We start from the raw sequence: 24,757 nt of genomic DNA on the forward strand, positions 1-24,757 counted from the left end.
GTCCTTATTAACACAAGGTCGGGTGTATCTGCATTTGGCTATTTGTCCGTACTGTCGCGCATTTGCTAAAAATTGTAAAAAAATGCATAAGTTAATGCATGATTTCTCTGAACAATAAGCATCGATTGTTTCTTATTCTGAGGATTTTGATGTCTTTTGAGGGATAAATTAAGTGCGGCGGTATAACCCGTTTTCACTGTAAATCAGTTCTTGAAGTTCTAATTCTAAAAGCTGAATAAGAAGTTGCTCCACCGACAAATTGAGTGTGCTAGAGAGGGAATCAATGCTGATTGGCGTATACCCAATCGCTTGATAAAGTTCAGGATAAGTAGGTGGTACCTTTTCCTCTTGTTGCGGAGAAATGGCCGTTGGGGAAGAAAAGTGCGGTCTATTTTTCAGGTGTTTTTCCCATGCCATTTGTGGTGCAAGGTTTTCTAAAATATCTTCTACATTTTCTACTAGCATCGCGCCTTGTTTAATAAGTTTATGGCAGCCTTGGCTAAATTGACTTTGGATATTGCCGGGTAGAGCAAAAATTTCTCGGTTTTGTTCCAGAGCATAACGAGCGGTGATTAAAGATCCGCTACGTTCAGTGGCTTCGATAATTAACGTTGCGAGAGATAATCCGCTAATAATGCGATTACGGCGGGGAAAGTTTTCTGCGATAGGCGGTTGCAACGGGAAAAACTCAGAAACTAACGAACCACCTTGCTCAATGATGTGTTGTGCTAATTTACGGTGTTTCGCCGGATAAACCTCTTCCAAACCACTCCCTAATACCGCGATAGTCGGCTGTCTCAAATCTACAGCGGCTTGATGGCAAAATCCGTCAATGCCTAAGGCGAGCCCACTGGTAATGATCAAACCATTGGTTGTTAGTTCTGAGGCAAAATACTTTGCCCAGTATTCCCCATAACTAGAACATTGGCGACTGCCAACGATAGCAATCTGTGGGTGAGATAAGGTGGATGTTTCACCTTTGACGAATAACACAGGTGGCGCGCTGTCAATTTGTTTTAATTGCTCAGGATAGTCCGGATGATAATAATCAAGAATATGATTTCCTTCTTTTTCTCTCCATAAAAGTGCCGGTTCAATATAGCGTTTTTCAGGATTGAACCACGCTTGGATTTGTTGGGCATTCCAACCTATATGTTTGAATGCGGTAACATCGTAATCTTGTAAATCAGATAAATTTACTTGATCAAGTATTTTTTGAATTGAGGTTGGGCCTAGTTTCGGAATTTGTAATAGGCGAAGTAAAAGAGGTAAATGGTTCTTCATGTTCTTCTGTGATTCTTTTTAAAGCAAAATTATACGAAGAACAGAAATAAGGAAGATAAAAAGGGAATAAGTTTTGCGATCAGGATCGTAATTTAAAAAGAAAGAGGATAAAAATTAGGAGAGGTGGGGGAGAAATATTATTTTTTATTACCGCACTTTTTAGTGTCAAATAAAAAACCCGGCAGGATAGCCGGGTTTTTCTTTTCGCACTGAATTATTCAGCAACGATAATCACGTTCAAGTGAGAGAAAACTTCGCCATGGAATTGGAAAGTTACTTCATGTTCACCAAGAGTACGGATTAAACCGTTTGGTAAACGAACTTCACTTTTCGCCACTTCAACGCCTTTTGCAGTGATTGCATCAGCGATGTCACGGGTACCGATAGAACCGAATAAACGACCTTCGTCACCTGCTTTAGACGCGATGGTTACAGAACCTAATGCTTCTAAGCGTGCTGCGCGGTCAACAGCAGCGGCTAATGCTTGTGCTGCTTTTTCTTCTAATTCTGCACGACGTGCTTCAAAGTGTTCAATGTTAGCTGCGGTTGCCATAACTGCTTTACCTTGTGGGATTAAGAAGTTACGTGCATAGCCGGATTTAACATTTACTTGATCGCCCACTTTACCTAAGTGTGCAATTTTATCTAAAAGAATTACTTGCATTTGACCTTCCCCTTCTTAGTGATGATGCGTGTCAGAGTAAGGTAATAACGCTAAATAACGAGCGCGTTTGATTGCGCGAGCTAATTGGCGTTGGTACTTCGCACGAGTACCGGTAATGCGGCTTGGTACAATTTTGCCGCTTTCAGAAATGTAGTTCTTTAATGTAGCGATATCTTTGTAATCGATTTCAACAACATTTTCCGCTGTGAAACGGCAGAACTTACGACGACGGAAATAACGTGCCATTTGGCTGGTCTCCTAATCTATAAATTCGATTTGCTCGGCATGTAAGACTAATTGCGTTGACCCATTATTTAACTGATGGGTGGTTAGAAAACCTTGAATTAAGACTTTGTTGCCGACCGTAATGCCTTGAGTTTTTTCTACTAATTGATTGCCGCTTACCTGAACCGGAATTTTGCACCAAGCTTGTCTGCTTAAATTGGCTTCCACTTGGTTTGAACGATGTTCCAATAAAAATTGGCAATGTTCGATTCCGTTTGGGCTTTTGCGCCGTCTAAGATTACCGGTAACGATACCAATAATGGATAAACGGTTTTCAATGTTCAAATTACTCTTCAGCATCCTCAAAATCGTTGGATTCAACTTCAGTTAAAGCTTTACGATCATCTTTTGCTTTAACCATTGGGGACGCTTCGGTTACGGCGTGCTTAGTGTGAATAACAAGGCTGCGCAATACAGCATCGTTATAACGGAAAGTCGTTTCTAGCTCGTCGATTACTTGTTGAGGCGCTTCTACATTCATAAGCACATAGTGTGCTTTATGTAATTTGTTAATTGGGTATGCTAATTGACGGCGACCCCAATCTTCTAGGCGATGAATTTGACCGCCGGCTTCTTTTACAGAACCGGTGTAACGTTCAATCATGCCCGGTACTTGCTCGCTTTGGTCCGGATGAACCATAAACACGATTTCGTAGTGACGCATTACTGCTCCTTACGGGTTAATCAGCCTCCAACGTAAGACCAGTCACCAATCTTGTGGAAGCAAGGAACTAATTCGGATGTGACTGAGGGCGCAAATTATACACGGAAAGCTGGTTTTTGCAAGAAAAGTGCGGTCGATTTTTCCGGTGTTTTTACATCCAAGCATTATTACGAATAATGCCGACAGCGATACCCTCAATTTCGAATTGCGTCGGTTGAGTCAAATCCACGACAATCGGGGCAAATTCCTCGTTCTCGGCATGTAAATAAACCGTTGAACCTTTGCGCTCCAAACGTTTTACTGTGACTTCGTCTTCAATGCGGGCAACGACAACTTGTCCGTTGCGTACGTCCTTGGTGCTGTGGACGGCTAATAAGTCACCGTCCAAAATGCCGATGTCTTTCATGGATTGACCATAAACTTTGAGTAGAAAATCCGCTTGTGGTTTAAACATAGTCGGATCAACATGATATGTGCCTTCAATATGCTGTTCCGCTAAAATCGGTTCACCCGCGGCTACGCGCCCGATTAACGGTAATCCCGGTTCTTCTTGCCCATTATCTTCAAGCAATAAGCGAATACCACGGGATGTGCCGGAGACAATTTCAATCACGCCTTTCTTTGCCAATGCTTTTAAATGTTCTTCAGCCGCATTTGGAGAGCGAAATCCCAATTCTTTAGAGATCTCCGCCCGAGTTGGTGGCATGCCGGTTGTTTCAAGATGGTGTTTCAGAAAATCATAAACTTCCTGTTGCCGAGCTGTAAGTGGTTTCATAAAATCACCCTGTTATTTTATACATAATTAACTGGTATTATATACAGAAAAACTTGGGGCGCAACCTTTCTTTTGTTGAAATATAAATCGAATCAGAGGCTTATCCTAGAATTGTGTTGTTCGTCACTAATTCTATGAAGTTTTTATGCTAAACTAGCGCCAATTTTGCACAAAGTATGTGAAATAACGTTAATTATACAAGGACATTTATTATGGCTGGTTTTCTGAATGCTTACCGGAAATTACTTGAATTGCCATTGTCGATTTTAGTAAAAAATAATCCGATTCCTCATCATCCTATTGAAGAACTAGAACTAAATATTTCCCAACCTATCGTTTATGTGTTGCCTTATACATCACAAACCGATTTTGTGATTTTCCGTAAAAACTGTTTGAGTGTGGGCTTGCCGGATCCTTTAGAACAAAATGAAATTAATGGCAATTTATTACCTCGCTTTGTTTTTTTAGATGAAGGTCGCCGTTTTTTTAAATCGAAAGGCGCCAAAAAAGAAACGATCACTGTTTTCAATAAATATTTGGAATTGCACCGCACTTCACCGGATTTAGACGTGCAGTTAATTCCTGTTTCGGTGTTATGGGGAAGAGCTCCGGGGCGTGAAGATCAAACGGGCTTGCCAAACTTACGTTTGTTAAACGGGCTACAAAAAACAGTCGCGGCATTATGGTTTGGACGTGACACCTTTGTGCGTTTCTCTCAAGCGGTGTCTTTACGTTATATGACTCGTGAACATGGATTTGATCAGAAAATTGCACAAAAATTAGCTCGTGTAGCCAAAATGCATTTTGCTAAGCAGAGAATTTCGGCGACCGGTCCGCGCTTGCCAAATCGCCAAGCCATGTTCAATAAATTATTGCAACTGCCGGTGATTTTAGCGGCAATCGAAGACGAAGCGAAAAGTAAGAACATCAGTAAAGAGAAAGCGTATAAAGAAGCTGAAAAGATTCTGGATGAAATTGCGGCGAATGTGAGCTATGAAAGTTTACGTGTAGCGGATCGTTTCTTGCGTTGGTTGTGGAACAAATTGTATCAAGGAATTCAAGTAGAGAATGCGGATCGCGTGCGTAAACTGGCGTTAGAAGGCCATGAAATCGTGTACGTGCCTTGTCATCGTAGCCACATTGACTATTTATTGCTTTCCTATGTGTTATATCACCAAGGTTTGGTGACTCCGCATATTGCCGCAGGAATTAACCTTAATTTCTGGCCGGTTGGTGGGATGTTCCGCCGTGGTGGGGCATTTTTCATTCGTCGAACCTTTAAAGGTAACCGCTTATATTCTACGATTTTCCGTGAATATTTGTCGGAGTTGTTCCATCGTGGGTATGCGGTGGAATACTTTATTGAAGGTGGGCGTTCACGTACGGGGCGTTTACTTGCACCAAAAACCGGTATGATGTCCATGACATTACAGGCATTACAGCAACAACAGAGCCGACCGATTACGGTTGTGCCGGTGTATGTGGGGTATGAACACGTTTTAGAAGTGGACACTTACGCCAAAGAATTACGTGGTGCGGCGAAAGAAAAAGAAAATGCCGGCTTGGTATTACGTGTGATTAAAAAATTGCGTAATTTGGGCAAAGGCTATGTGAATTTTGGTGAGCCTATTACGTTAAATGCTTATTTAAATCAAAACTTCCCGGAATGGAAAGAGCCACCGGAAGATCGCCCGCAATGGTTTAACAAAGCTGTCGATGCGGTTTCTCATCAAGTAATGGTGAACATTAATAAAGCCGCAGCAGTGAATGCGATGAACTTAACCGGCACGGCATTATTGTCTTCCCGTCAACGTGCACTTTCTCGTGAGCAATTGTTAGAGCAACTTTCCAGTTATCAACAATTATTGCAAAACGTACCATATTCTGACGATATTGTTGTTCCGGCTGAAAAACCGGAAATTATGCTGGATCATGTGTTAAGTCTGGATCGAGTCGGTATTTTGGTGGAGAAAGACAACTTCGGTGAAATTGTCCGTTTGGAACGTTCTTCAGCCGTGTTAATGACCTACTACCGCAATAACATTCAACACTTATTTGTGTTGCCATCCTTGGTCGCAAGTATTGTGTTGCATTACGAAGGTATTCAAAAGGATTTAGTGTTAGATGCCGTGCTTAAGATTTACCCGTTCTTGCGTAGCGAATTATTCTTGCATTTTACGGAAGAAAATCAGATCGTACAGCGTGTAGAGCAAATCATTAACGAATTTCAACGCCAAAATATTATTAAGCACAGTGAGAATATGCTGACAATCAATAAGCCGAATATTCGGATGTTGCAACTTTGGTCTGCCGGTGTACGTGAAATCTTACAACGCTATTACATTACAGTGAATTTACTGCAAAATAATCCATTGATTTCCCGTGCAGATTTGGAAAAAGAAAGTCAGTCTGTGGCACAACGGTTGTCTGTCCTACATGGCATTAATGCACCTGAATTCTTTGATAAAGCGGTTTTCTCAGCCTTTACGAATAGTTTAAAAGACCAAGGCTATTTCAATGAAAGCGGCAGTGCAAATACCGAAAAATTGCATGTATTAGCAGAGATTCTAACCCATCTGATTTCAACGGAAATTTGCTTAACGATTAACGGTGCCGTGACAAAAGTAGAAGAGAAAGAACACAACGAAAGTTAAGAAACAGAATAATAAAAGTACGGTCATAAAAAACATTATTTTTCTCGACCGCACTTTGGTTTCTTAAATTATTTGTTAATAAAAAAGTCATCTTCCTTTAGATGGCTTTTTCTTTGCGTCTGAGTTAACGTCTAAACATTCCGCCTAATCCGCCGAGCCCGCCGCCCATTAAGCCTTGCATGCCACGCATCATTTTGGCCATACCGCCTTTACGCATTTTCTTCATCATGCGTTGCATTTCGTCAAATTGTTTGAGTAGCTTGTTTACATCTTGCACCTGCGTGCCGGAACCAAGAGCAATGCGACGACGGCGAGAGCCTTTGATGATGTCCGGATTCGCGCGTTCTTTTAAGGTCATGGAATTGATGATGGCTTCGAGTTTGTTGAACATTTTGTCGTCCACCTGATTTTTCACATGATCCGGCAGGTTTTTAGCGCCTGGTAATTTTTCCAACATGGACATCATGCCACCCATTTTTTTCATTTCGCGTAATTGTTCGCGGAAATCTTCTAAGGTGAAATCGTCGCCCTTTTTGAATTTTTGCGCCATTTTTTCCGCTTTTTCACGGTCAACGGAACGTTCTAAATCTTCAATTAAGGAAAGCACATCACCCATGCCAAGAATACGTGACGCCACACGATCCGGATGGAAGGGTTCTAATGCATCGGTTTTTTCACCCACCCCGAGGAATTTAATCGGCTTGCCGGTGATTTGACGAATCGATAGTGCGGCACCGCCACGAGCATCGCCATCCACTTTGGTGAGAATGACACCGGTAAGCGGTAAGGCTTCATTAAAGGCTTTTGCCGTATTCGCGGCATCTTGACCGGTCATAGCATCCACGGTGAAGAGTGTTTCAATTGGATTTAACACTGCGTGAATCTGCTTGATTTCATCCATCATTTCACTATCAACGTGCAAACGACCGGCGGTATCCACGATCAGCACATCGTAGAATTTTAATTTCGCGTCTGCCAACGCGGCTTTCGCAATATCTACCGGCTTTTGTTTCACATCTGACGGGAAGAAATCGACATTACCCCCTTGAGCGAGGGTTTCTAATTGCTTAATCGCCGCCGGACGATAGACGTCGGCAGAAACAACAAGCACTTTTTTCTTATGACGTTCACGCAGAAATTTGGCCAGTTTACCCACGCTGGTGGTTTTCCCTGCTCCTTGCAGACCCGCCATTAAAATCACGGCAGGCGGTTGGGTAGCCAGATTTAAACTTTCGTTGGCTTCACCCATCGCCGCTTCTAATTCGGCTTGGACGATTTTGACGAATTCTTGTCCCGGGGTAAGGCTTTTATTGACTTCCACCCCAATGGCACGTTCTTTTACATTGTTAATAAAATCGCGCACGACCGGCAACGCCACATCAGCTTCTAACAATGCCATGCGAACTTCGCGCAAGGTTTCTTTAATGTTATCTTCGGTTAAACGACCTCGACCGCTAATATTGCGTAAGGTTTTGGAAAGACGATCGGATAAATTCTCAAACATAATATTTCCTGTGGTTAAATCGGAAAGGTATCATCGGTAAAATGCCGTTCATTATACTGAAATTCCGCGCATTTTCACGTCAAATAAAGTCGTGGCGATTTTAGCTTGATCTCGTTAGAATAAAACGCCAACAAAACAAAGGAAGAACAATTATGTGGTTTGCTGTTTTATCAATTCTTTTTTACCTCATCAGTGTGTTACGCATTGCTCCCATTTTATTAACCTCGCAAGTGGCGGGAGCCGATGTTAAAACTAAAAAAACACAGTTTTTTTTGACCGCACTTTTGGCGGTGGTTTTTCACCTTATTAGCACTTTCCCGCTATTGGGAAACTTGGCAGAAGGGCAGAATTTCAGCATTATGGAAGTGGCTTCATTGATGAGTGTCATGATTGCTATACTTGCCACGTTAGCCATGTTGCGCGTCAACACCATGTGGTTTGTGTTACCGATTGTTTATTGTTTTTCCATTATTAATTTGATTTATGCCACTTTTCTTCCAAGCCACATTATTCAATTATTGAACCAAAATACGTCTATGCTTTTTCATATCGGCTTATCGATTTTTGCTTATGCCGTGTGCTGTATCGCGACTCTGTATGCGATTCAATTGGTCTGGCTTGATCGTCGTTTGAAAAGCAAAAAGATGACTTTTTCACCAATGGTGCCGCCGCTTATGACAGTAGAGCGTCATTTTTTCCGTTTATTGGTCAGTGGCGAAGTATTGATGACATTCACCCTCATCTCCGGCACCTTTCATTTGGTTAACGCCATGACGCCGGATAATATTCATAAAGGTTTATTTTCGTTATTCGGCTGGATTGTATTCGGCATTGCGATTTTAGGCTATAAGCACTACCGCTGGCGTGGAAAAAAGATGATTATTTATGCAATTTCAGGTATGATTTTGCTCACGATTGCTTATTTCGGTAGTCGTCTGATTGTGTAATATCAGTAAATGAGAAAAAAGTGCGGTGAGTTTTTCCCGCCTTTTTTATTTTTAAGTCAATATAAGGATTTCACTTTGGATAGTATTCCCCTTAGTACGTTATTTATCATTTTAATTGCCTGTTTAGTCCTTTCTGCCTATTTTTCCGGTTCTGAAACAGGTTTGCTTTCTTTAAATAAATATCGCCTGCGTTTTTTAGCAGAGCAGGGCAATAAAGGCGCCAAAAAAGCGGAGATGTTGCTTGCCAAACCGGACAAACTACTGAGTTTTATTCTTATCTTTAATAACCTTGTGAATATTAGTGCCTCGGCGATTGCGACCGTGATTGGGATGCGATTATATGGTGATGCCGGTGTGGCGATTGCCACCGGTGCATTAACGTTCGTGATGTTGATTTTCTCTGAAATTTTCCCCAAAACGGTGGCAGCGATGCACCCGGAAAAAGTGGGGTTGACCTCGAGCCATCTATTAACCCCATTACTCAAAGTTTTTGCTCCTTTAGTTTGGGTGATGAATGTATTAACCAAATTTTTAATGCGTTTGGTGGGCTTAAAACCGGATTTGAAAAAACAAGTCATTAGCCGCGAAGAATTGCGCAGCATCGTTTCCGAAGCGGGGGAAGCGACACCGGATGAGCAACATCCGCAAATGTTGTTGTCTATTTTGGATATGGAAACCGTTACCGTGGATGACATCATGGTGCCACGCAATGAAATCGGCGGCATTGATATTGATGATGACTGGAAATCTATTATGCGCCAGCTCAATCATGCGGCACATAACCGCGTGGTGTTGTATAAAGGCAGTATGGACGAAAACGTGCTCGGTATTTTGCGTGTGCGTGAAGCGTTTCGTTTGTTACTGGAAAAAAATGAATTTACCAAAGAAACCTTGATCCGTGCTGCCGATGAAGTGTATTTCATTCCTGAAGGCACGGCTTTGAAGACACAATTAGCTAATTTCCGTAATAAAAAAGAGCGTATCGGCTTGGTGGTGGATGAATATGGCGATATTAAAGGTTTGGTTACCTTGGAAGACATTTTGGAAGAAATCGTGGGAGATTTCACCACATCTAACGCGCCGACAATTGATGAAGAAGTTGTACAGCAATCTGATGGTTCGATGATTATTGAGGGTTCTGCCAATTTGCGCGATTTAAATAAAATGTTTAATTGGAATTTAGACACCGAAGATGCGCGTACATTTAACGGTTTGATTTTGGAGCATTTGGAAGAAATTCCTGAAGAAGGCACTGTTTGTGAAGTGAATGGATTGCGAGTGACTATTTTGGAAGTGAGTGACAACATGATTAAACAAGCGAAAGTAGTTAAGCTCTAAAATCTGACTTAAATCAAATTAAAGCGATGAAGTGTCTTCATCGCTTTTTTTATTGCTAAATTTTAATTTACAAACGATGGAAGATTCTTATAATTAATGCGATTCATTATCAGTTGTAAAAGGAGTGTGATTTATCTCCTTCTTTTTTATATTTTAAGCACCTCGTCTAAGGGAAAACAAATGCCACAAATTTTTGAATTTTTACACAATTACAGTGATTACATCATCATCGGTTTATTGTTATTTATGAGCATCTTAATGCTCGCCATGGTAATCGAGCGTTTCTTCTTTTTATCTCGTGTTAAAGTCAACCAATATTCTACGATTCACGCTCTTGAAATTGATTTAAATCGCAACCTTACTGTGATTTCCACCGTTGGTGCGAATGCGCCTTACGTGGGGTTATTGGGAACGGTAATTGGGATCCTTTTAACGTTCTACCAAATTGGTCAATCCGGTGGTGATGTCAATGCCGGCGAAATCATGATGCACTTATCTTTAGCGTTAAAAGCGACCGCACTTGGGATTCTTGTGGCAATTCCTTCCATGATTTTCTATAACGCCTTAGGTCGTAAAGTAGAAGTTAACCGTTTGAAATGGAAAGTATTACATTCTCAAAAGAATAAAGAAGATACCGAAGCATAAGGAATCACCGTGAAAAAGTTTGATGAAATCAACATTATCCCGTTCATTGATATTATGTTGGTGTTGCTTGCCATCGTATTGATTACGGCGTCTTTCATTTCTCAAGGGAAAATCCAAGTGAATGTGCCGAAAGCCAGTTCTTCTGTGGCATTTAAATCCAGTGAGTTGGCGAAATTATTGACGGTGACTGCTGAAGGGGAAGTATTCTTTAACGACAAACCGACCAGCTTGGAATCGTTAGAAACAGAAATTTCTGCTTGGGATAAAACCCAAAAAGTGACGTTGAAAATTGACGCTGGCGCTACTTTCCAAGATTTCGTGTCAGTAACTGATTTATTGGCAAAAAATGAGATTAAAGATGTTGCCATTGTGGCAACTAAAGGCGGCGAAAAATCAAAATCGACAGATGCTCCGTTGGCAACACCTGCCGCTCCACAAAAGGGCAATGCAGAAACAAAATCGGCAGCGCAGTAGGAGAGTCTGAATGCAGAATGCCAAACGTTCGCTGTTAAGTTTCCTGTTATCTGTTGTTATTCATGCCATTATTGTCCTTGTGTTGTTTTGGAGCCATTTAACGAAAACAGATACAACGGCAAATAGCGCAACCGGCGAAATTTCTACCAGTATTTCTATGGAGATGCTTATGGCGATGGTGGAAGCGGACACGCCACCGGTGGTGGAAAAAGCACCAGAGCCGGAAAAACAGGAAATGGTGGAAGACCCAACATTAAAACCGGAACCACCTAAGGTTGAAAAACCGAAAGAGCCTGAAAAGCCGAAAGAGAAACCAAAAGAAAAACCGAAAGAAAAACCAAAAGAGAAGCCAAAGGATAAACCGAAACCAAAAACTGATGCGGTGGTAGGTGATCGAACTGTTGAATCCAATGCGTCCGTTAACTCTAAGGCAACCACTACTGGTCCGGCAAATACGACCAATCCGAATTTGGTTGGTAATGGCGTGGGCGGCAGTGAGAGAGATGCTTATTTGTCAGCCGTTCGACGTGAGATTGAAAAACATAAACGTTATCCGGCACGTGCACAAATGATGCGTAAACAAGGTGTTGTCACCGTGTCCTTCTCAATTGCAGCCGATGGTAGTATCAGCGGTGCTAGTGTAGTGAAAAGCTCCGGTGTTGAGGATTTGGATAGTGCCGCATTAAAAGCTGTGGGCAGTGCTCGTTCTATCGGCCCTCGTCCTGCAGGTGTTTCTTCCAGTATTACGGTGCCGATCAGTTTCAATCTGAGATAATTTCTTTCTTACAAATAAAAGTGCGGTCAAAAAATAAATAAATTTTTGACCGTACTTTTTATTGCCTCTTAATGCAGAAAATTAGCTGTGTTTGCTTTTCTGATAGAGCGCCATTGCTTCCGGCATGAGGCGTAATAAGTTTTCTTGGCGATCTTTGTCGCTTGGGTGGGTGGAACTGAGTTTATCCAACACACTTTGTGAACCTTTAGACGCTTTTTGCATTTTGTCCCATAATCCCGGTGCTGCTTGTGGGTTGTAACCGGATTTGGCCATTAATAATAAACCGACTTCATCCGCTTCTGTTTCGGCACTACGGGAATAAGGTTTATCTAACGCCCAGTCTTTGGTTAAACCAACGACAATAGCGCTACCATCAGAACCGATCTGAGTTGATAATGCAACATGGGCGACGCCAGCAAGTACGTCAGTGAATTGCCCCATATTGGCTTTCTTTTTACCATGCTCTTTTAAGGCGTGAGCCATTTCATGCCCCATCACTGTCGCGATTTCATCATCCGTGAGGTTCAAGCTTTCTACTAAACCGGTATAAAATGCCATTTTGCCGCCCGGCATTGCCCAAGCATTAAGTTCTTTCGATTTAATCACTTCGATTTGCCAGTTAAACGGCTGACCGGTGTGGTTTTCCGCATTGGCATAAGGCACCATTTTGTTGAAAATCTTGTGCACTCGTTGAGCGGTGCGGGATTGGGTATCTAATTGCCCCTTTGCTTTTGCTTCGGAGATCATTTGACGATAGCCCATTGCCGCTTGTTGATTGATTGAAGCAGAATCGGCACAAGCACTTAAAATACCGATGATGGAGACCAATGCTAATGTTTTACCAAATTTGAACATAGATTTTCCCTCGTAGATTTGTGCGTAAAAAAGACCGCACTTTTTAAAGATGCGGCCTGTTTTTTGGGTGATTTTTGATTATTTTTTCGCACGTTCAAATGAATCAAGGATTTCTTTACGCGCTGCGTCAACGCCTTCCCATCCTTCAACTTTCACCCATTTACCTGCTTCTAACGCTTTGTAGCTTTCGAAGAAGTGTTTGATTTGTGCTTTTAATAATTCCGGTAAATCGCCCACGTCTTTGATGTGGTCGTATTCTTTACTTAATTTCGTGTGCGGTACTGCCACCACTTTTGCATCGCCACCGGCTTCATCGGTCATTTTCAACACGCCTACCGGACGGCAACGAATCACAGAGCCAGGTTGTAACGGATACGGTGTTGGCACTAGTACGTCAACCGGGTCGCCGTCAGAAGATAAGGTGTTGTTCACATAACCGTAGTTTGCCGGATAGAACATGGCGGTTGCCATGAAACGATCCACAAATAATGTGCCGGTTTCTTTGTCTACTTCGTATTTGATTGGATCAGAGTTTGCAGGGATTTCAATAACAACATAGATGTCATCTGGTAATTCTTTACCTGCCGGTACGCTTTCTAAGCCCATTTGTTATTCCTTCTTGTGAGTTAAATAAACGTCGCAATTATAGCGGTAATCGGCTTCATTTGTCGAGTTGAGGGAAAACGACATAATAAAATCCAGTTGTTTTTTATTATTGTACTATTATAATAGTCCAAAATTTTGAGAGAGGATTTTATAATGACAACACAAAAACGCCCTTCTTTACTCGGTGGCGCGATGATTATCGCAGGTACGGCAATCGGCGCCGGTATGCTTGCAAACCCGACATCCACTGCCGGCATTTGGTTTTTCGGTTCAATTTTGATTCTGATTTACACCTGGTTTTGTATGACCACGTCGGGCTTAATGATTTTGGAAGCCAATTTGCATTATCCGACCGGCGCGAGTTTCGATACGATTGTGACCGATTTATTAGGCAAAGGCTGGAACGTCATTAATGGCTTATCCGTCGCCTTTGTACTTTACATTCTTACTTATGCCTACATCACTTCCGGCGGCAGCATCACGGAAAGTTTCCTGAATCAGTTAGGTGAAAACGTGGAAGTGGGGCGCACTGCAGGCTCCTTGATTTTCTGTTTTGTGTTGGCGGCGTTTGTGTGGTTCTCTACCAAAGCGGTTGACCGTTTTAGTACGGTGTTAATTGCCGGTATGATCATTTCTTTCTTCCTTTCTACCTCCGGTTTGTTGAGTTCGGTGAAAGCCGATGTGTTGCTTAATACAGTGGCACAGGGCGAACAGCAATATTTACCTTATATTTTGACCGCACTTCCGGTGTGTTTGGTGTCATTTGGTTTCCACGGCAACGTCCCGAGTTTGGTGAAATACTATGATCGTGACGGCAAGCGCGTGATGAAATCCATTTTCCTTGGTACCGGTTTGGCGTTGATTATTTATATTTTATGGCAGCTTGCCGTTCAAGGTAACTTACCGCGAGCCGAGTTTGCACCGGTCATCGCCAAAGGCGGTGATGTAGCGGCCTTATTAGAAGCTTTGAACAAATACATCCAAACGGATTACATTGGGATTATTTTGAATTTCTTTGCCTACATGGCTATCGCCAGTTCTTTCCTTGGTGTCACCTTAGGCTTATTCGATTACATCGCTGACTTATGTAAATTCGATGACAGCCGCTTAGGACGCACGAAAACGACATTAGTCACTTTCCTGCCGCCGTTATTGCTGAGTTTGCAATTCCCGTTCGGCTTCGTTATTGCTATCGGTTACGCGGGTTTAGCCGCCACGATTTGGGCTGCCATTGTGCCGGCATTGTTGGCAAAAGCGAGCCGTAAAAAATTCCCGAATGCCACCTATCGCGTACATGGCGGTAACTTCATGGTGTATTTTGTGATTTTATTCGGTTTATTAAACATCTTTGCGCAAGTAGCATTGCAGCTCGGTTGGATTGCTGATTTCAAAGGATAATATGCAAGACAAGCAAAGCGTGTATGACAAGGACGGTTTTTTCGACCTGTACCAGAAACTGCGCAGTAACCCGAACAGCTTAAATGAAATCGTCGAAAAGCCCACCATGTTGGGCTTAGTCGGCGACGTGTCAGATAAGCGTATTTTAGATTTAGGCTGTGGTTGCGGAGAACATCTCAAGCGCTATTTAGAACGGGGTGCCGCATTTGTTGCCGGTATAGATTTGTCCCAAGCCATGTTGCAACAGGCAGCAAAAAATCTTGCAGAATTTCGACCGCACTTTTTACTGGAGCAAGCTCCCATGGAGCGTTTAGATCAGTTAAATGAGGGAGGTTTTGATTTAATCACCAGTTCTTTTGCTTTTCATTATGTGCAGGATTTTCCTGCCTTATTAGCAAAAATTCATGCCAAACTGAAACCAAACGGACAATTGGTTTTCTCTCAAGAGCATCCCATTGTGACCTGTTATCAAGGCGGTGAGCGTTGGGAAAAAGACGCACAAAAACGCCAACTCGCCTATCGTCTCAATTTCTATCGTGATGAAGGCGAACGCCAACGCAACTGGTTTAAACAGCCTTTCACTACCTATCACCGCACCACTGCGACCATCATCAACAATTTGATTTCTGCTGGTTTTCACATTGAGCAAATGGCGGAGCCAATGCTTGCAGACCAACCGCAATGGCAGGATGAGTTTAAAGATTTACAACATCGCCCGGTATTGTTGTTTGTTAAGGCGAGAAAAAACACATAAAGTGCGGTCGGTTTTTGACGTGTTTTTGAGAAAAAGAAGGCGGACAATTTGTCCGCCTTTTAGCGCAGAAAATATCTGCTTTCCGAGTGATAAAAAGTTAGCGTAAGAACGCCGGAATCTTGCTTTCGTATTCTGCGATTTTGTCTTCGTGTTGAAGGGTTAAACCGATATTATCCAAGCCGTTTAACAAACAATGGCGGCGGAATTCGTCCAGTTCAAAGTGATACACTTTGTCACCTACGGTCACGGTCATGGCTTCCAAGTCCACATGAATTGGCTTACCTTCATTCGCCCACACCCATTGGAAGATTTCTTCCACTTCCTCTTCGCTTAAACGAATCGGTAACATGTGGTTGTTTAAACTGTTGTTATAGAAAATATCTGCAAAGCTGGGTGCGATCATCACTTTGAAACCATAATCGGCTAATGCCCAAGGCGCGTGTTCACGCGAAGAACCACAGCCGAGGTTTTTGCGTGCTAATAAAATAGTCGCCCCCTGATATTGTGGGTAATTCAGCACAAATTTCGGATTCGATTTGGTGCCTTCTACATCCAAATAACGCCATTCATGGAATAAGTGTTTGCCGAAACCTACGCGGGTAATGGCTTGTAAAAATTGTTTTGGAATAATCGCATCTGTGTCCACATTCGCGGCATCCAATGGCACTACTAAGCCTGAAAGTTGTTTGAATCCTGCCATTTTTCTTTTTCCTCTTCTTTGGGCCTTAATTTGATGCCACTTCACGAATATCAACGAATTTACCGAACATTCCCGCTGCGGCTGCCATGGCTGGGCTCACCAAGTGGGTACGTCCGTTACGGCCTTGGCGACCTTCAAAGTTACGGTTTGAAGTGGAAGCACAACGTTCCCATTCGCCTAAACGGTCATCATTCATCCCTAAACACATGGAACAGCCCGGATTGCGCCATTCTGCTCCCGCTTCAATAAAGATTTTATCCAAACCTTCTTTTTCTGCTTGTTCTTTCACTAAGCCGGAACCCGGCACCACTAAAATCCGTTTTACGTTATCGGCTTTTTTGCGACCTTTCATCACAGCCGCTGCCGCACGTAAATCTTCGATACGCGCATTAGTACAAGAACCGATAAAGACTTGATCTACAGGGATATTTTTTAAATCAGTGTTAGCGTCTAAGCCAATATAATTCAATGCTTTTTCTGCTGAGGCACGAGTCACCGGATCGGTCATTTCTGCTGGGTTTGGCACTGGCTGATCGATACCGATTACTTGGCCTGGGTTTGTTCCCCAAGTTACCTGTGGCGCAATATCTTTCGCTTCTAATGTGATGACCGTGTCAAATTTCGCATCATCATCGGATTTTAAGGTTTCCCAATAAGCAACGGCATCATCCCAATCTTTCCCTTTCGGGGCATGTGGACGACCTTTTAAGTATTCGAAAGTAGTTTCATCCGGTGCGATTAAGCCCGCTTTCGCGCCCATTTCAATCGCCATATTACAAACGGTCATACGGCCTTCCATAGAAAGGTCACGAATCGCTTCGCCGCAGAATTCCACTACATGGCCTGTACCGCCCGCCATGGTGGTTTTACCGATAATGGCAAGAATAATGTCTTTTGCGGTAATGCCTGGCGCTACTTTGCCGCGCACTTCAATTTTCATATTTTTTGCGCGAGCTTGTTTTAAGGTTTGTGTGGCTAATACGTGTTCTACTTCAGATGTACCAATACCAAATGCCAAAGCACCGAATGCACCGTGAGTGGCGGTATGAGAGTCACCACAAACGATAGTCATACCCGGTAAAGTTAAGCCTTGTTCAGGCCCCATCACATGCACGATACCTTGTTCTTTGGTGGTCATGTCGAATAATTGAATACCGGTCGCTTTTGTGTTTTTTGCGAGCTCCAATACTTGAATTTTCGCTTGGCCTTCAAGTTTGTTCACATCACGTACTTGAGTGGAAATACTGTGATCCATGGTACCGAAAGTTTTGCTTACTTGGCGTACTTGACGACCCGCAACACGTAAACCGTCAAAAGCTTGCGGACTGGTCACTTCATGGATTAAATGACGGTTAATATACAAAATCGGCGTTTCGCCTTCCGCTTCGTACACCACGTGGGCATCGAATAATTTTTCGTAAAGTGTTTTTGCCATAATTTTTCTCAATTCATTAGAGTAGTAAGTGCGGTTAAATTTGACAGTGTTTTAAACCGCACTTTAATTGTTTTTGATTAGATTGCGTTAGCGATTAACGTACCCATTTCTGCCGTTGAAACAGGGGTGGAGTCATCGGCTAAATCGCCGGTACGGTGACCATTTGCTAAGACTTCTTGTACTGCATTTTCAATCGCATCCGCTGCTTCGTTTAAGTTGAAGCTGTAACGCAACATCATCGCGGCAGAAAGAATTTGTGCGATCGGGTTGGCAATGCCTTTGCCTGCGATATCAGGGGCAGAACCGCCAGCCGGTTCATATAAGCCGAAACCTTCTTCATTTAAGCTGGCAGATGGCAACATGCCCATAGAACCTGTGATCATCCCTGCTTCATCAGAGATAATATCGCCGAAAATATTAGAGCAGAGGAGTACATCAAAAGACTCCGGTGCTTTGATTAACTGCATGGTCGCATTGTCGATATAAATATGATCTAAGGTCACTTCAGGGTAGTCTTTCGCCACTTCGGTCACGGTTTCACGCCATAAAATCGACGCTTGTAATACGTTGGCTTTATCCACAGAAGTCACATGTTTCCGACGTTTCATTGCCGCATCAAAAGCCGCATGAGCAATGCGTGCAATTTCATATTTGTAATAAACTTCCGTATCGAATGCTTTGGTTTGTGCGCCTTCGCCTTCGCGACCTTTAGGCTGACCGAAATAAATCCCGCCCGTTAATTCGCGCACAACCACCATATCAAATCCTTTTGCCGCGATGTCTGCTCGTAACGGACAGAATTTTTCCAATCCTTTGTAAAGGATTGCCGGGCGAAGGTTACAGAATAATTTGAAATGTTTACGCAATGGCAACAATGCACCGCGTTCTGGTTGTTGATCCGGCGGTAAATTTGTCCATTTAGGGCCGCCCACAGAACCAAACAAAATTGCATCTGCGTCATCACAACCTTTTAAGGTTTCTGCCGGTAACGGACAACCGCAGTGATCAATTGCGGCACCACCCACATAAAACTCGTTGAAGTTAAGTTTAAAACCAAATTTTTCTTGGACTTTGTTTAATACTTTAATGGCTTCCGCCATGACTTCCGGGCCAATACCGTCTCCCGGTAGAACAGCGATGTTGTATGATTGCATATTGAATTATCCTTTATTTGTTATTTAGTTGTAGGGACAGGCTTTATGCCTGTCCGATTACTCATTAATATTGGACAGGCATAAAGCCTGTCCCTACGAAGGGATTAATGATGTTTATGATTTTTAATATCTGCCACCTTATGCGCCCTATAAATTGCATTGATGGCGTGCACTAAGGCAAGCGCAGAAGATTCAACGATATCCGTCGCTAAACCTACACCATGGAATTTACGGCCTTCGTGTTCTACCACAATATCCACCTGACCTAAGGCTTCAGCGCCTTCGCCTTTGGCGGTTAAGTTATAGTGAGACATTTTGATCTCTAAACCGGTTAAATTTAAGATGGCGTTGTAAACCGCATCGACCGGACCGTTACCGCCGATTGACGAAGTACTTAATTTCTCACCGTCTAATTGTAATTGAACAAAGGCAGTCGCCGGATATTCCTTGGTGGAGTGAGCGGAAAGTTTATCTAACACCAAACGATCTTCATCGCCTTGCTGCATATCAATGAACGCCAAGGCTTCCAAGTCATAATCGAACACTTGGCCTTTTTTGTCCGCCAATTTTAAGAAGGAATCGTACAATTTATCCAAATCGTAATCTTGTTCGGTGTAGCCCATGTCGGTCATGTGGCCTTTCACCGCCGCACGGCCGGAACGCGCGGTTAAGTTCAATTTCTCTTTCTTCAAACCGATGGTTTCCGGCGACATGATTTCGTAGGTGTTTTTGTTTTTCAACATACCGTCTTGGTGAATACCGGAAGAGTGTGCAAAAGCATTGGAACCCACAATAGCTTTGTTCGGTTGAATTGGCATATTGCAAAGTTGGCTCACCATTTGGCTGATACGATGAATTTCTTGGGTATTAATTCGCGTGTCCACGCCGAATAGTGCCTGGCGGGTTTTAATTGCCATGACCACTTCTTCCAAAGCAGTGTTGCCCGCGCGCTCACCGATGCCGTTGATGGTACATTCAATTTGGCGCGCGCCGTTTTGTACGGCGGTTAAAGAGTTGGCGGTCGCCATGCCTAAGTCGTTGTGGCAGTGCACGGAAATAATCGCTTTGTCGATGTTTGGTACGCGATTGCGCACTTGAGCGATGATGTTGCCGTACTCCATCGGTAAGCAGTAGCCCACAGTGTCCGGAATATTGACGGTAGTGGCGCCGGCGTTGATTGCTGCTTCGACAATGCGGCAGATATTGTCGATACCTGTGCGTCCTGCATCTTCGCAGGAAAATTCGACGTCGTCGGTGTAGTTACGCGCGCGTTTTACCGCGGCTACGGCCATTTCAACCACATCGTCAAATGTCCGTTTTAATTTGGCTTCCACGTGTAATGCGGAACTGGCAATAAAGGTGTGAATACGGAAAGCTTCCGCCACTTTTAAGGCTTCATACGCCGCGTCGATGTCTTTATCTACGGCGCGGGAAAGTGCCGCAACTCGACTATTTTTGATATGGCGTGCGATAGTTTGTACGGATTCAAAATCCCCTTGCGAGGAGACCGGAAAGCCCACTTCCATGACATCCACGCCTAAACGCTCTAAAGCAAGGGCAATTTGTAATTTTTCTTTTACGGTAAGGCTTGCTTTTAACGCTTGTTCCCCATCACGCAAGGTCGTATCAAAAATAATAACGCGATCTGTCATAACATTTTCCTTCTTTCAATCACTCAAAGTGCGGTCGCTTTTTCAGTTGTTTTTGCTCGTGTACAAACGAAAAAACCCGCAAATTAGAGTGCGGGTTTAAATCTTGAGGGTTTTACATTTGACTGTTTTTCATCCACAACTTAGCCGCACAAAGAATGTGAGAGCAGCAGGTTGAGGGATAAAGAAACAGTGATAAACATGAAAAATCCTAATGCATAAAATCTGTAAAAGTGCGTCACATATTACGGATTTAAATTCTTCTGTCAAACGTTTGCTTAGTGTTTTATATTGATTTTTGCGTTATTTTAGAAATAACTTTGGATTTATTGTCTGATATTTTTGAGTTTGTTGGATTTATGTTCTTTATTTGTTTTTTGCTGTGAATTTTTATTCTAGGAAAAATTTATTTGATAAATAGTTCTACTTTTTTTACAGGACAGAAAAGAAAAGTACGGTAAATTTTCTTAAATATTTAAAAAAACGTTATGAAAATCCACCGCACTTTCATGCGCAATAAGCTTAATGAGTACTTAATTCCCAATGCCCATCCGTCTTCAATTCTAAACGCTTTTCATGTAATGGCACTAAGGTTGAACGATGCCCGATGCTGATAATGGTGGTATTCGGCAATTCCCGACGAATTAACCGATACATGGCATCTTCAAGTCCTTCATCCAGGCTGGCGGTGGCTTCATCTAAAAAGGCGACTTGCGGTTTATGGAGCAAAAGCCGCGCGAAGGCGAGACGTTGCTGTTCGCCTAGGGATAAAATGCGGCTCCAGTCTTGTTCTTGTTCCAAACGTTCTTGTAAATGGGCAAGTTGTACTTGCTGTAATACGTCATTTACTTTCGTCAAATCAGCCTGCTCCGTGGTGTTGGGATAATACAGTGCGGTGAGCAAATCCCCTTGAGGTAAATAAGGGCGTTGTGAAAGGAAAAGGCTGTTTTGTTGCGGACAGAAGATTTCGCCGTGCGCATACGACCATAAACCGGCAACGGTGCGTAACAAGGTGGTTTTTCCCACTCCAGATTGACCTTGGATTAGCAAAGAATCCCCTTTCGGCAGCGTGAGATTGAGATCGTTAATCAGTGTTTTGCCAAGTGGCGATTTCACATTCAGATGTTGGAAAATAACATCGGTTGGGTGATCGGTGATCTGGGTTTTGCTTTCTTTCTGTGCGGCTTCTACGCTGTAATGGAAGCCGGTTAAACGGTCCAAAGTGGCTTTGTATTCGGCAAAGCTATCGTACGTGTTACGGAAGAAAGAAAGATTGGAATGCAATTTGCCAAAGACTTGCAAGGTTTGCATCAGATCGCCCAGTTTAATTTGTTTTTCAAAATAGCGTCCCACTTGAATGAGTAAAGGGAACACTACGGAAATTTGGCTGACCACTAAGTTAAAACCGGAGAATTTTAAGGCTCGGAAGACGATATCCCACATATTGTCGATAACAGCGCGAAATTGTTTATAAAGCTGGCTTTTTTCAACTTTTTCACCGGCATAGAAAGCAATACTTTCAGCGTATTCTTTTACACGGATTAAAGAATAACGGTAATTCGCGTTTAATTTTTCGTTGGTAAAATTGAGGCGAATTAACGGCTTACCAAGCCAAAAGGCGATAAGTGTGGTGAAGATCACATAAGCGAACACTAAAAAGACCATCATGTGTGGGATTTCGACGCCGAATAAACTCATTGACCCAGCTAATCCCCACAATAAAATCGTGTAAGAAATCATGGAGGTGACCGCATCAATGACGCCGGTACTCAAGGAAAGCGTTGTTTTGACATAGGATTGCACGTCTTGTTGAATCCGTTGATCGGGGTTGTCCAAATGTTGGGCGGTATATTGGCTTTTATAGTAGGCGCGGTGGCTCATCCATTTTTCCAACATTTCTTGGTTTAACCATTCAATCCAATTAATGGAAAAGCGCTGGCTGATGTAGTAGCTAATTAAGGCAGAAAGTACGGAAAATCCGGCGATAAAACAAAACAGGATCATTTGTTCCCAAAAGACCGGCTGATTGAACTCTTGTAGCGAGGTGTACATATTGTTATACCAAGTGGAATGTACCAGCCCAAGACGAACGCTAAACAAGGTTAAAGCGACAATCAGAACGAAAAATAACAATGGTTTAACGCTACGTTTCGGTGAAAGGTAGCCGCCGGCAAACATCCAAAATTGTTTTCCCCAGTGGGTGAAACGCACCAACAAAAAGATGCTGAGGCTAAAAACAACGGTTGTGATTGCTAAGGTTTTTGCAATCCAAAGTAGGGAGGTAATCGCTTCCTGAGAGTAGTCCATTATGTAATCCGCTAATAAAAAAGTGCGGTTCATTTTAAAAAGATTTCCCTATTAGGCAAGAAAAAATGTGATAGAGGTTTCACTTTTTGTGTTTGTTTTCCCTAAAAAAAATGAAGTTGCTATAATTTGCCACAGTTAATTTTATTTGAGGTAAATATGAGCGATATTGCTATTACGATTAGCCTACTCGCCCTGGTCGCCGTGATTGGTTTATGGATCGGTCATTGGAAGATCAAAGGTGTCGGTTTTGGTGTAGGCGGGGTGCTCTTTGGTGGGATCATTGTGGCGCATTTTACCAATCAATACGGATTGGCATTAGACACGCACACATTGCATTTCGTGCAAGAGTTTGGCTTGATTCTGTTTGTTTACACTATTGGGATCCAAGTGGGGCCGGGGTTCTTCTCTTCCTTGCGCCGTTCGGGGTTAAAACTTAACGGTTTTGCCTTTTTGATTGTGTTGCTTGGCGGGATTTCGGTGATTCTTATTCATAAGCTTGCCGATGTGCCGTTAGACATTATTCTGGGGATTTATTCCGGGGCGGTAACCAATACGCCATCGTTGGGGGCGGGGCAACAAATTTTAGCGGAGCTTGGGCTAAAAAGTGCCACTTCCACCATGGGGATGGCATATGCCATGGCCTATCCGTTTGGGATCTGCGGTATTTTACTTTCCATGTGGTTGGTGCGTTTGTTCTTTAAAATTAAGGTAGATGAAGAAGAACAACATTTCCAACATGAAAGCGGACAAGATAAAGAAACGTTAACCACCATGGACGTAAAAGTCACCAATAAAAACTTGGATGGTTTACGCCTAATCGATATCCCGGGCTTTGGTGAAGGGGATATTGTGTGTTCCCGTTTGAAAAGTGGCAACAATGTTTGTGTGCCAAAAGCCAGCTCAGAAATCCATTTGGATGATGTGTTGCATTTGGTCGGTGATGGCAGCGCATTGAAAAAAATGTGCTTAATTATTGGTGATGAGTTGGATGTGCCTGTTTCCACCAAAGGCGGAGAGATTCGTTCAGAACGTGTTGTGGTGACGAGTGAAAAAGTCTTAGGTAAAAAAATCAAATCGCTTGGTATCCATCAAAAATACGGCGTAGTGATTTCTCGCTTAAACCGTGCCGGTGTGGAATTGGTTCCGACAGCAAATACGACCTTACAATTCGGTGACGTACTGCACATGGTTGGTCGCACAGACATGATGAATAACGCTATTTCTGTGATCGGTAATGCCGAGCAAAAATTGCAACAAGTGCAAATGTTGCCGGTCTTTATCGGGATTGGTTTAGGTGTGCTATTCGGCTCCATTCCTTTTTATATTCCAAGTTTTCCCGTTGCCTTAAAATTAGGCTTAGCGGGTGGTCCGTTAGTGATTGCGTTGATTTTGGCGCGTATCGGTACGATCGGTAAGCTGTATTGGTTTATGCCACCAAGTGCTAACTTGGCGCTACGCGAGTTAGGGATTGTCTTGTTTTTGGCCGTGGTTGGGCTGAAATCCGGCGGTAGTTTTATGGACACCTTATTAAACGGAGGCGGGTTGGAATGGATGGGCTACGGTATCGTTATTACGTTAGTGCCTTTACTCATTACCGCAGTTATCGCACGTTTATACAGCAAATTGAATTACCTTTCACTTTGCGGTGTACTTGCTGGTTCAATGACCGATCCACCGGCATTGGCATTTGCTAATTCTATTAAAGAAGGCAGCGGTGCGGCTTCGTTATCTTATGCAACGGTGTACCCGCTGGCGATGTTTTTACGTATTGTTTCTCCACAATTGCTGGCGTTGCTCCTCTGGAGTTTCACATAGTAAGAAAAAACGCGTTTAAAAATGACCGCACTTCGTCTAAAAGTGCGGTCATTTTTTTCCTTATTTAAGGACGCG

Annotated in this window: 23 protein-coding genes; 9 read left to right on the plus strand and 14 right to left on the minus strand. The window is 42.9% G+C overall.

The annotated features are described in order from the left end of the window. Positions 1–168: 168 nt before the first annotated feature. From dprA to lexA, 6 genes are all read right to left on the minus strand, one after another. Positions 169–1,284, minus strand: coding sequence for a DNA-processing protein DprA (gene dprA / locus J5A60_RS01340; protein WP_212510323.1), 1,116 nt, complete (start codon positions 1,282–1,284; stop codon positions 169–171). A 214-nt stretch (positions 1,285–1,498) separates the two neighbouring features. After that, the gene (gene rplI / locus J5A60_RS01345) at positions 1,499–1,948 is read right to left on the minus strand and encodes a 50S ribosomal protein L9 (protein ID WP_006716790.1); all 450 of its coding nucleotides are present in this window, start codon (positions 1,946–1,948) and stop codon (positions 1,499–1,501) included. Between the two features lie 15 nt (positions 1,949–1,963). Continuing rightward, entirely contained in the window at positions 1,964–2,194 is a 231-nt protein-coding gene (rpsR, locus tag J5A60_RS01350) for a 30S ribosomal protein S18 (RefSeq protein WP_005541294.1), read from the minus strand. A gap of 12 nt (positions 2,195–2,206) precedes the next feature. After that, positions 2,207–2,533, minus strand: a complete 327-nt coding sequence (gene priB / locus J5A60_RS01355) for a primosomal replication protein N (protein ID WP_109432648.1) — start codon at positions 2,531–2,533, stop codon at positions 2,207–2,209. After that, on the minus strand, positions 2,520–2,897 hold the full coding sequence (rpsF, locus tag J5A60_RS01360; protein WP_005555822.1) for a 30S ribosomal protein S6: 378 nt from the start codon (positions 2,895–2,897) through the stop codon (positions 2,520–2,522). Before rpsF ends, priB begins: the two co-directional genes overlap by 14 nt. 151 nt (positions 2,898–3,048) lie before the next feature. Continuing rightward, a complete protein-coding gene (gene lexA, locus J5A60_RS01365; protein ID WP_006716824.1) occupies positions 3,049–3,672 on the minus strand; it encodes a transcriptional repressor LexA in 624 nt (207 codons plus the stop codon). A 212-nt stretch (positions 3,673–3,884) separates the two neighbouring features. Here lexA and plsB point away from each other — a divergent pair, with 212 nt between their 5' ends. Then, complete coding sequence (plsB, locus tag J5A60_RS01370; protein WP_212510324.1) at positions 3,885–6,326, plus strand: glycerol-3-phosphate 1-O-acyltransferase PlsB; 2,442 nt, start codon at positions 3,885–3,887, stop codon at positions 6,324–6,326. Positions 6,327–6,450: 124 nt separating this feature from the next. Here plsB and ffh read toward each other — a convergent pair whose 3' ends face one another. After that, positions 6,451–7,830 (minus strand): signal recognition particle protein, encoded by a 1,380-nt coding sequence (ffh, locus tag J5A60_RS01375; RefSeq protein ID WP_212510325.1) that lies wholly within the window; start codon positions 7,828–7,830, stop codon positions 6,451–6,453. 152 nt (positions 7,831–7,982) lie between these two features. Between ffh and J5A60_RS01380 the strand changes: the two genes are divergently transcribed. The 5 genes from J5A60_RS01380 to J5A60_RS01400 all read left to right on the plus strand — a co-directional run bounded on the left by J5A60_RS01380 (position 7,983) and on the right by J5A60_RS01400 (position 12,009). Next, positions 7,983–8,777: an inner membrane protein YpjD gene (locus tag J5A60_RS01380; RefSeq protein WP_048750000.1), complete on the plus strand. Its 795-nt coding sequence runs from the start codon at positions 7,983–7,985 to the stop codon at positions 8,775–8,777. A 75-nt stretch (positions 8,778–8,852) separates the two neighbouring features. After that, positions 8,853–10,115, plus strand: a complete 1,263-nt coding sequence (locus J5A60_RS01385; protein WP_212510326.1) for an HlyC/CorC family transporter — start codon at positions 8,853–8,855, stop codon at positions 10,113–10,115. Positions 10,116–10,295: 180 nt separating this feature from the next. Then, a complete protein-coding gene (gene exbB / locus J5A60_RS01390) occupies positions 10,296–10,760 on the plus strand; it encodes a TonB-system energizer ExbB (protein WP_109432653.1) in 465 nt (154 codons plus the stop codon). A gap of 9 nt (positions 10,761–10,769) precedes the next feature. Next, positions 10,770–11,234 carry a TonB system transport protein ExbD gene (gene exbD / locus J5A60_RS01395; RefSeq protein ID WP_212510327.1) on the plus strand — a complete coding sequence of 155 codons (465 nt, stop codon included), beginning with the start codon at positions 10,770–10,772 and terminating at the stop codon, positions 11,232–11,234. Between the two features lie 10 nt (positions 11,235–11,244). Further along, positions 11,245–12,009 carry an energy transducer TonB gene (locus tag J5A60_RS01400; RefSeq protein WP_212510328.1) on the plus strand — a complete coding sequence of 255 codons (765 nt, stop codon included), beginning with the start codon at positions 11,245–11,247 and terminating at the stop codon, positions 12,007–12,009. An 81-nt stretch (positions 12,010–12,090) separates the two neighbouring features. Here the strand turns inward: J5A60_RS01400 and J5A60_RS01405 are convergent, their stop codons facing one another. Both J5A60_RS01405 and ppa read right to left on the minus strand, forming a co-directional pair. Next, the gene (locus J5A60_RS01405) at positions 12,091–12,864 is read right to left on the minus strand and encodes a M48 family metallopeptidase (protein WP_212510329.1); all 774 of its coding nucleotides are present in this window, start codon (positions 12,862–12,864) and stop codon (positions 12,091–12,093) included. Between the two features lie 78 nt (positions 12,865–12,942). Continuing rightward, positions 12,943–13,470 (minus strand): inorganic diphosphatase, encoded by a 528-nt coding sequence (gene ppa, locus J5A60_RS01410; protein ID WP_006716839.1) that lies wholly within the window; start codon positions 13,468–13,470, stop codon positions 12,943–12,945. 153 nt (positions 13,471–13,623) lie between these two features. Here ppa and mtr point away from each other — a divergent pair, with 153 nt between their 5' ends. Then, positions 13,624–14,868, plus strand: coding sequence for a tryptophan permease (gene mtr, locus J5A60_RS01415; protein ID WP_212510330.1), 1,245 nt, complete (start codon positions 13,624–13,626; stop codon positions 14,866–14,868). Between the two features lies 1 nt (position 14,869). Further along, the gene (locus J5A60_RS01420; RefSeq protein WP_212510331.1) at positions 14,870–15,622 is read left to right on the plus strand and encodes a bifunctional 2-polyprenyl-6-hydroxyphenol methylase/3-demethylubiquinol 3-O-methyltransferase UbiG; all 753 of its coding nucleotides are present in this window, start codon (positions 14,870–14,872) and stop codon (positions 15,620–15,622) included. 97 nt (positions 15,623–15,719) lie between these two features. On the opposite strand, the gene leuD is transcribed toward J5A60_RS01420, so the two are convergent. The 5 genes from leuD to J5A60_RS01445 form a co-directional block, all read right to left on the minus strand. Beyond that, positions 15,720–16,322: a 3-isopropylmalate dehydratase small subunit gene (gene leuD, locus J5A60_RS01425; protein ID WP_212510332.1), complete on the minus strand. Its 603-nt coding sequence runs from the start codon at positions 16,320–16,322 to the stop codon at positions 15,720–15,722. A gap of 25 nt (positions 16,323–16,347) precedes the next feature. After that, on the minus strand, positions 16,348–17,757 hold the full coding sequence (gene leuC / locus J5A60_RS01430) for a 3-isopropylmalate dehydratase large subunit (RefSeq protein WP_212510333.1): 1,410 nt from the start codon (positions 17,755–17,757) through the stop codon (positions 16,348–16,350). Positions 17,758–17,834: 77 nt separating this feature from the next. Then, complete coding sequence (gene leuB, locus J5A60_RS01435) at positions 17,835–18,911, minus strand: 3-isopropylmalate dehydrogenase (protein WP_212510334.1); 1,077 nt, start codon at positions 18,909–18,911, stop codon at positions 17,835–17,837. 104 nt (positions 18,912–19,015) lie between these two features. After that, positions 19,016–20,563, minus strand: a complete 1,548-nt coding sequence (gene leuA / locus J5A60_RS01440; protein WP_212510335.1) for a 2-isopropylmalate synthase — start codon at positions 20,561–20,563, stop codon at positions 19,016–19,018. 519 nt (positions 20,564–21,082) lie between these two features. Beyond that, positions 21,083–22,867 carry an ABC transporter ATP-binding protein/permease gene (locus tag J5A60_RS01445; RefSeq protein ID WP_249113881.1) on the minus strand — a complete coding sequence of 595 codons (1,785 nt, stop codon included), beginning with the start codon at positions 22,865–22,867 and terminating at the stop codon, positions 21,083–21,085. Positions 22,868–23,023: 156 nt separating this feature from the next. On the opposite strand from J5A60_RS01445, the gene J5A60_RS01450 reads away from it, so the two are divergent. Then, on the plus strand, positions 23,024–24,682 hold the full coding sequence (locus J5A60_RS01450; RefSeq protein ID WP_212510337.1) for a putative transporter: 1,659 nt from the start codon (positions 23,024–23,026) through the stop codon (positions 24,680–24,682). Positions 24,683–24,757 lie beyond the last annotated feature (75 nt).

It is taken from the genome of Aggregatibacter sp. oral taxon 513 (genome assembly GCF_018128305.1).
Classification (GTDB): Bacteria; Pseudomonadota; Gammaproteobacteria; order Enterobacterales; family Pasteurellaceae; genus Aggregatibacter; species Aggregatibacter segnis_A.

Bases quoted from the DNA above. Each gene is read 5' to 3' on its own strand.
- dprA (WP_212510323.1), bottom strand. From the start codon at position 1,284: ATGAAGAACCATTTACCTCTTTTACTTCGCCTATTACAAATTCCGAAA.
- rplI (WP_006716790.1), bottom strand. From the start codon at position 1,948: ATGCAAGTAATTCTTTTAGATAAAATTGCACACTTAGGTAAAGTGGGC.
- rpsR (WP_005541294.1), bottom strand. From the start codon at position 2,194: ATGGCACGTTATTTCCGTCGTCGTAAGTTCTGCCGTTTCACAGCGGAA.
- priB (WP_109432648.1), bottom strand. From the start codon at position 2,533: ATGCTGAAGAGTAATTTGAACATTGAAAACCGTTTATCCATTATTGGT.
- rpsF (WP_005555822.1), bottom strand. From the start codon at position 2,897: ATGCGTCACTACGAAATCGTGTTTATGGTTCATCCGGACCAAAGCGAG.
- lexA (WP_006716824.1), bottom strand. From the start codon at position 3,672: ATGAAACCACTTACAGCTCGGCAACAGGAAGTTTATGATTTTCTGAAA.
- plsB (WP_212510324.1), top strand. From the start codon at position 3,885: ATGGCTGGTTTTCTGAATGCTTACCGGAAATTACTTGAATTGCCATTG.
- ffh (WP_212510325.1), bottom strand. From the start codon at position 7,830: ATGTTTGAGAATTTATCCGATCGTCTTTCCAAAACCTTACGCAATATT.
- J5A60_RS01380 (WP_048750000.1), top strand. From the start codon at position 7,983: ATGTGGTTTGCTGTTTTATCAATTCTTTTTTACCTCATCAGTGTGTTA.
- exbB (WP_109432653.1), top strand. From the start codon at position 10,296: ATGCCACAAATTTTTGAATTTTTACACAATTACAGTGATTACATCATC.
- J5A60_RS01400 (WP_212510328.1), top strand. From the start codon at position 11,245: ATGCAGAATGCCAAACGTTCGCTGTTAAGTTTCCTGTTATCTGTTGTT.
- J5A60_RS01405 (WP_212510329.1), bottom strand. From the start codon at position 12,864: ATGTTCAAATTTGGTAAAACATTAGCATTGGTCTCCATCATCGGTATT.
- ppa (WP_006716839.1), bottom strand. From the start codon at position 13,470: ATGGGCTTAGAAAGCGTACCGGCAGGTAAAGAATTACCAGATGACATC.
- mtr (WP_212510330.1), top strand. From the start codon at position 13,624: ATGACAACACAAAAACGCCCTTCTTTACTCGGTGGCGCGATGATTATC.
- J5A60_RS01420 (WP_212510331.1), top strand. From the start codon at position 14,870: ATGCAAGACAAGCAAAGCGTGTATGACAAGGACGGTTTTTTCGACCTG.
- leuD (WP_212510332.1), bottom strand. From the start codon at position 16,322: ATGGCAGGATTCAAACAACTTTCAGGCTTAGTAGTGCCATTGGATGCC.
- leuC (WP_212510333.1), bottom strand. From the start codon at position 17,757: ATGGCAAAAACACTTTACGAAAAATTATTCGATGCCCACGTGGTGTAC.
- leuB (WP_212510334.1), bottom strand. From the start codon at position 18,911: ATGCAATCATACAACATCGCTGTTCTACCGGGAGACGGTATTGGCCCG.
- leuA (WP_212510335.1), bottom strand. From the start codon at position 20,563: ATGACAGATCGCGTTATTATTTTTGATACGACCTTGCGTGATGGGGAA.
- J5A60_RS01445 (WP_249113881.1), bottom strand. From the start codon at position 22,867: ATGGACTACTCTCAGGAAGCGATTACCTCCCTACTTTGGATTGCAAAA.
- J5A60_RS01450 (WP_212510337.1), top strand. From the start codon at position 23,024: ATGAGCGATATTGCTATTACGATTAGCCTACTCGCCCTGGTCGCCGTG.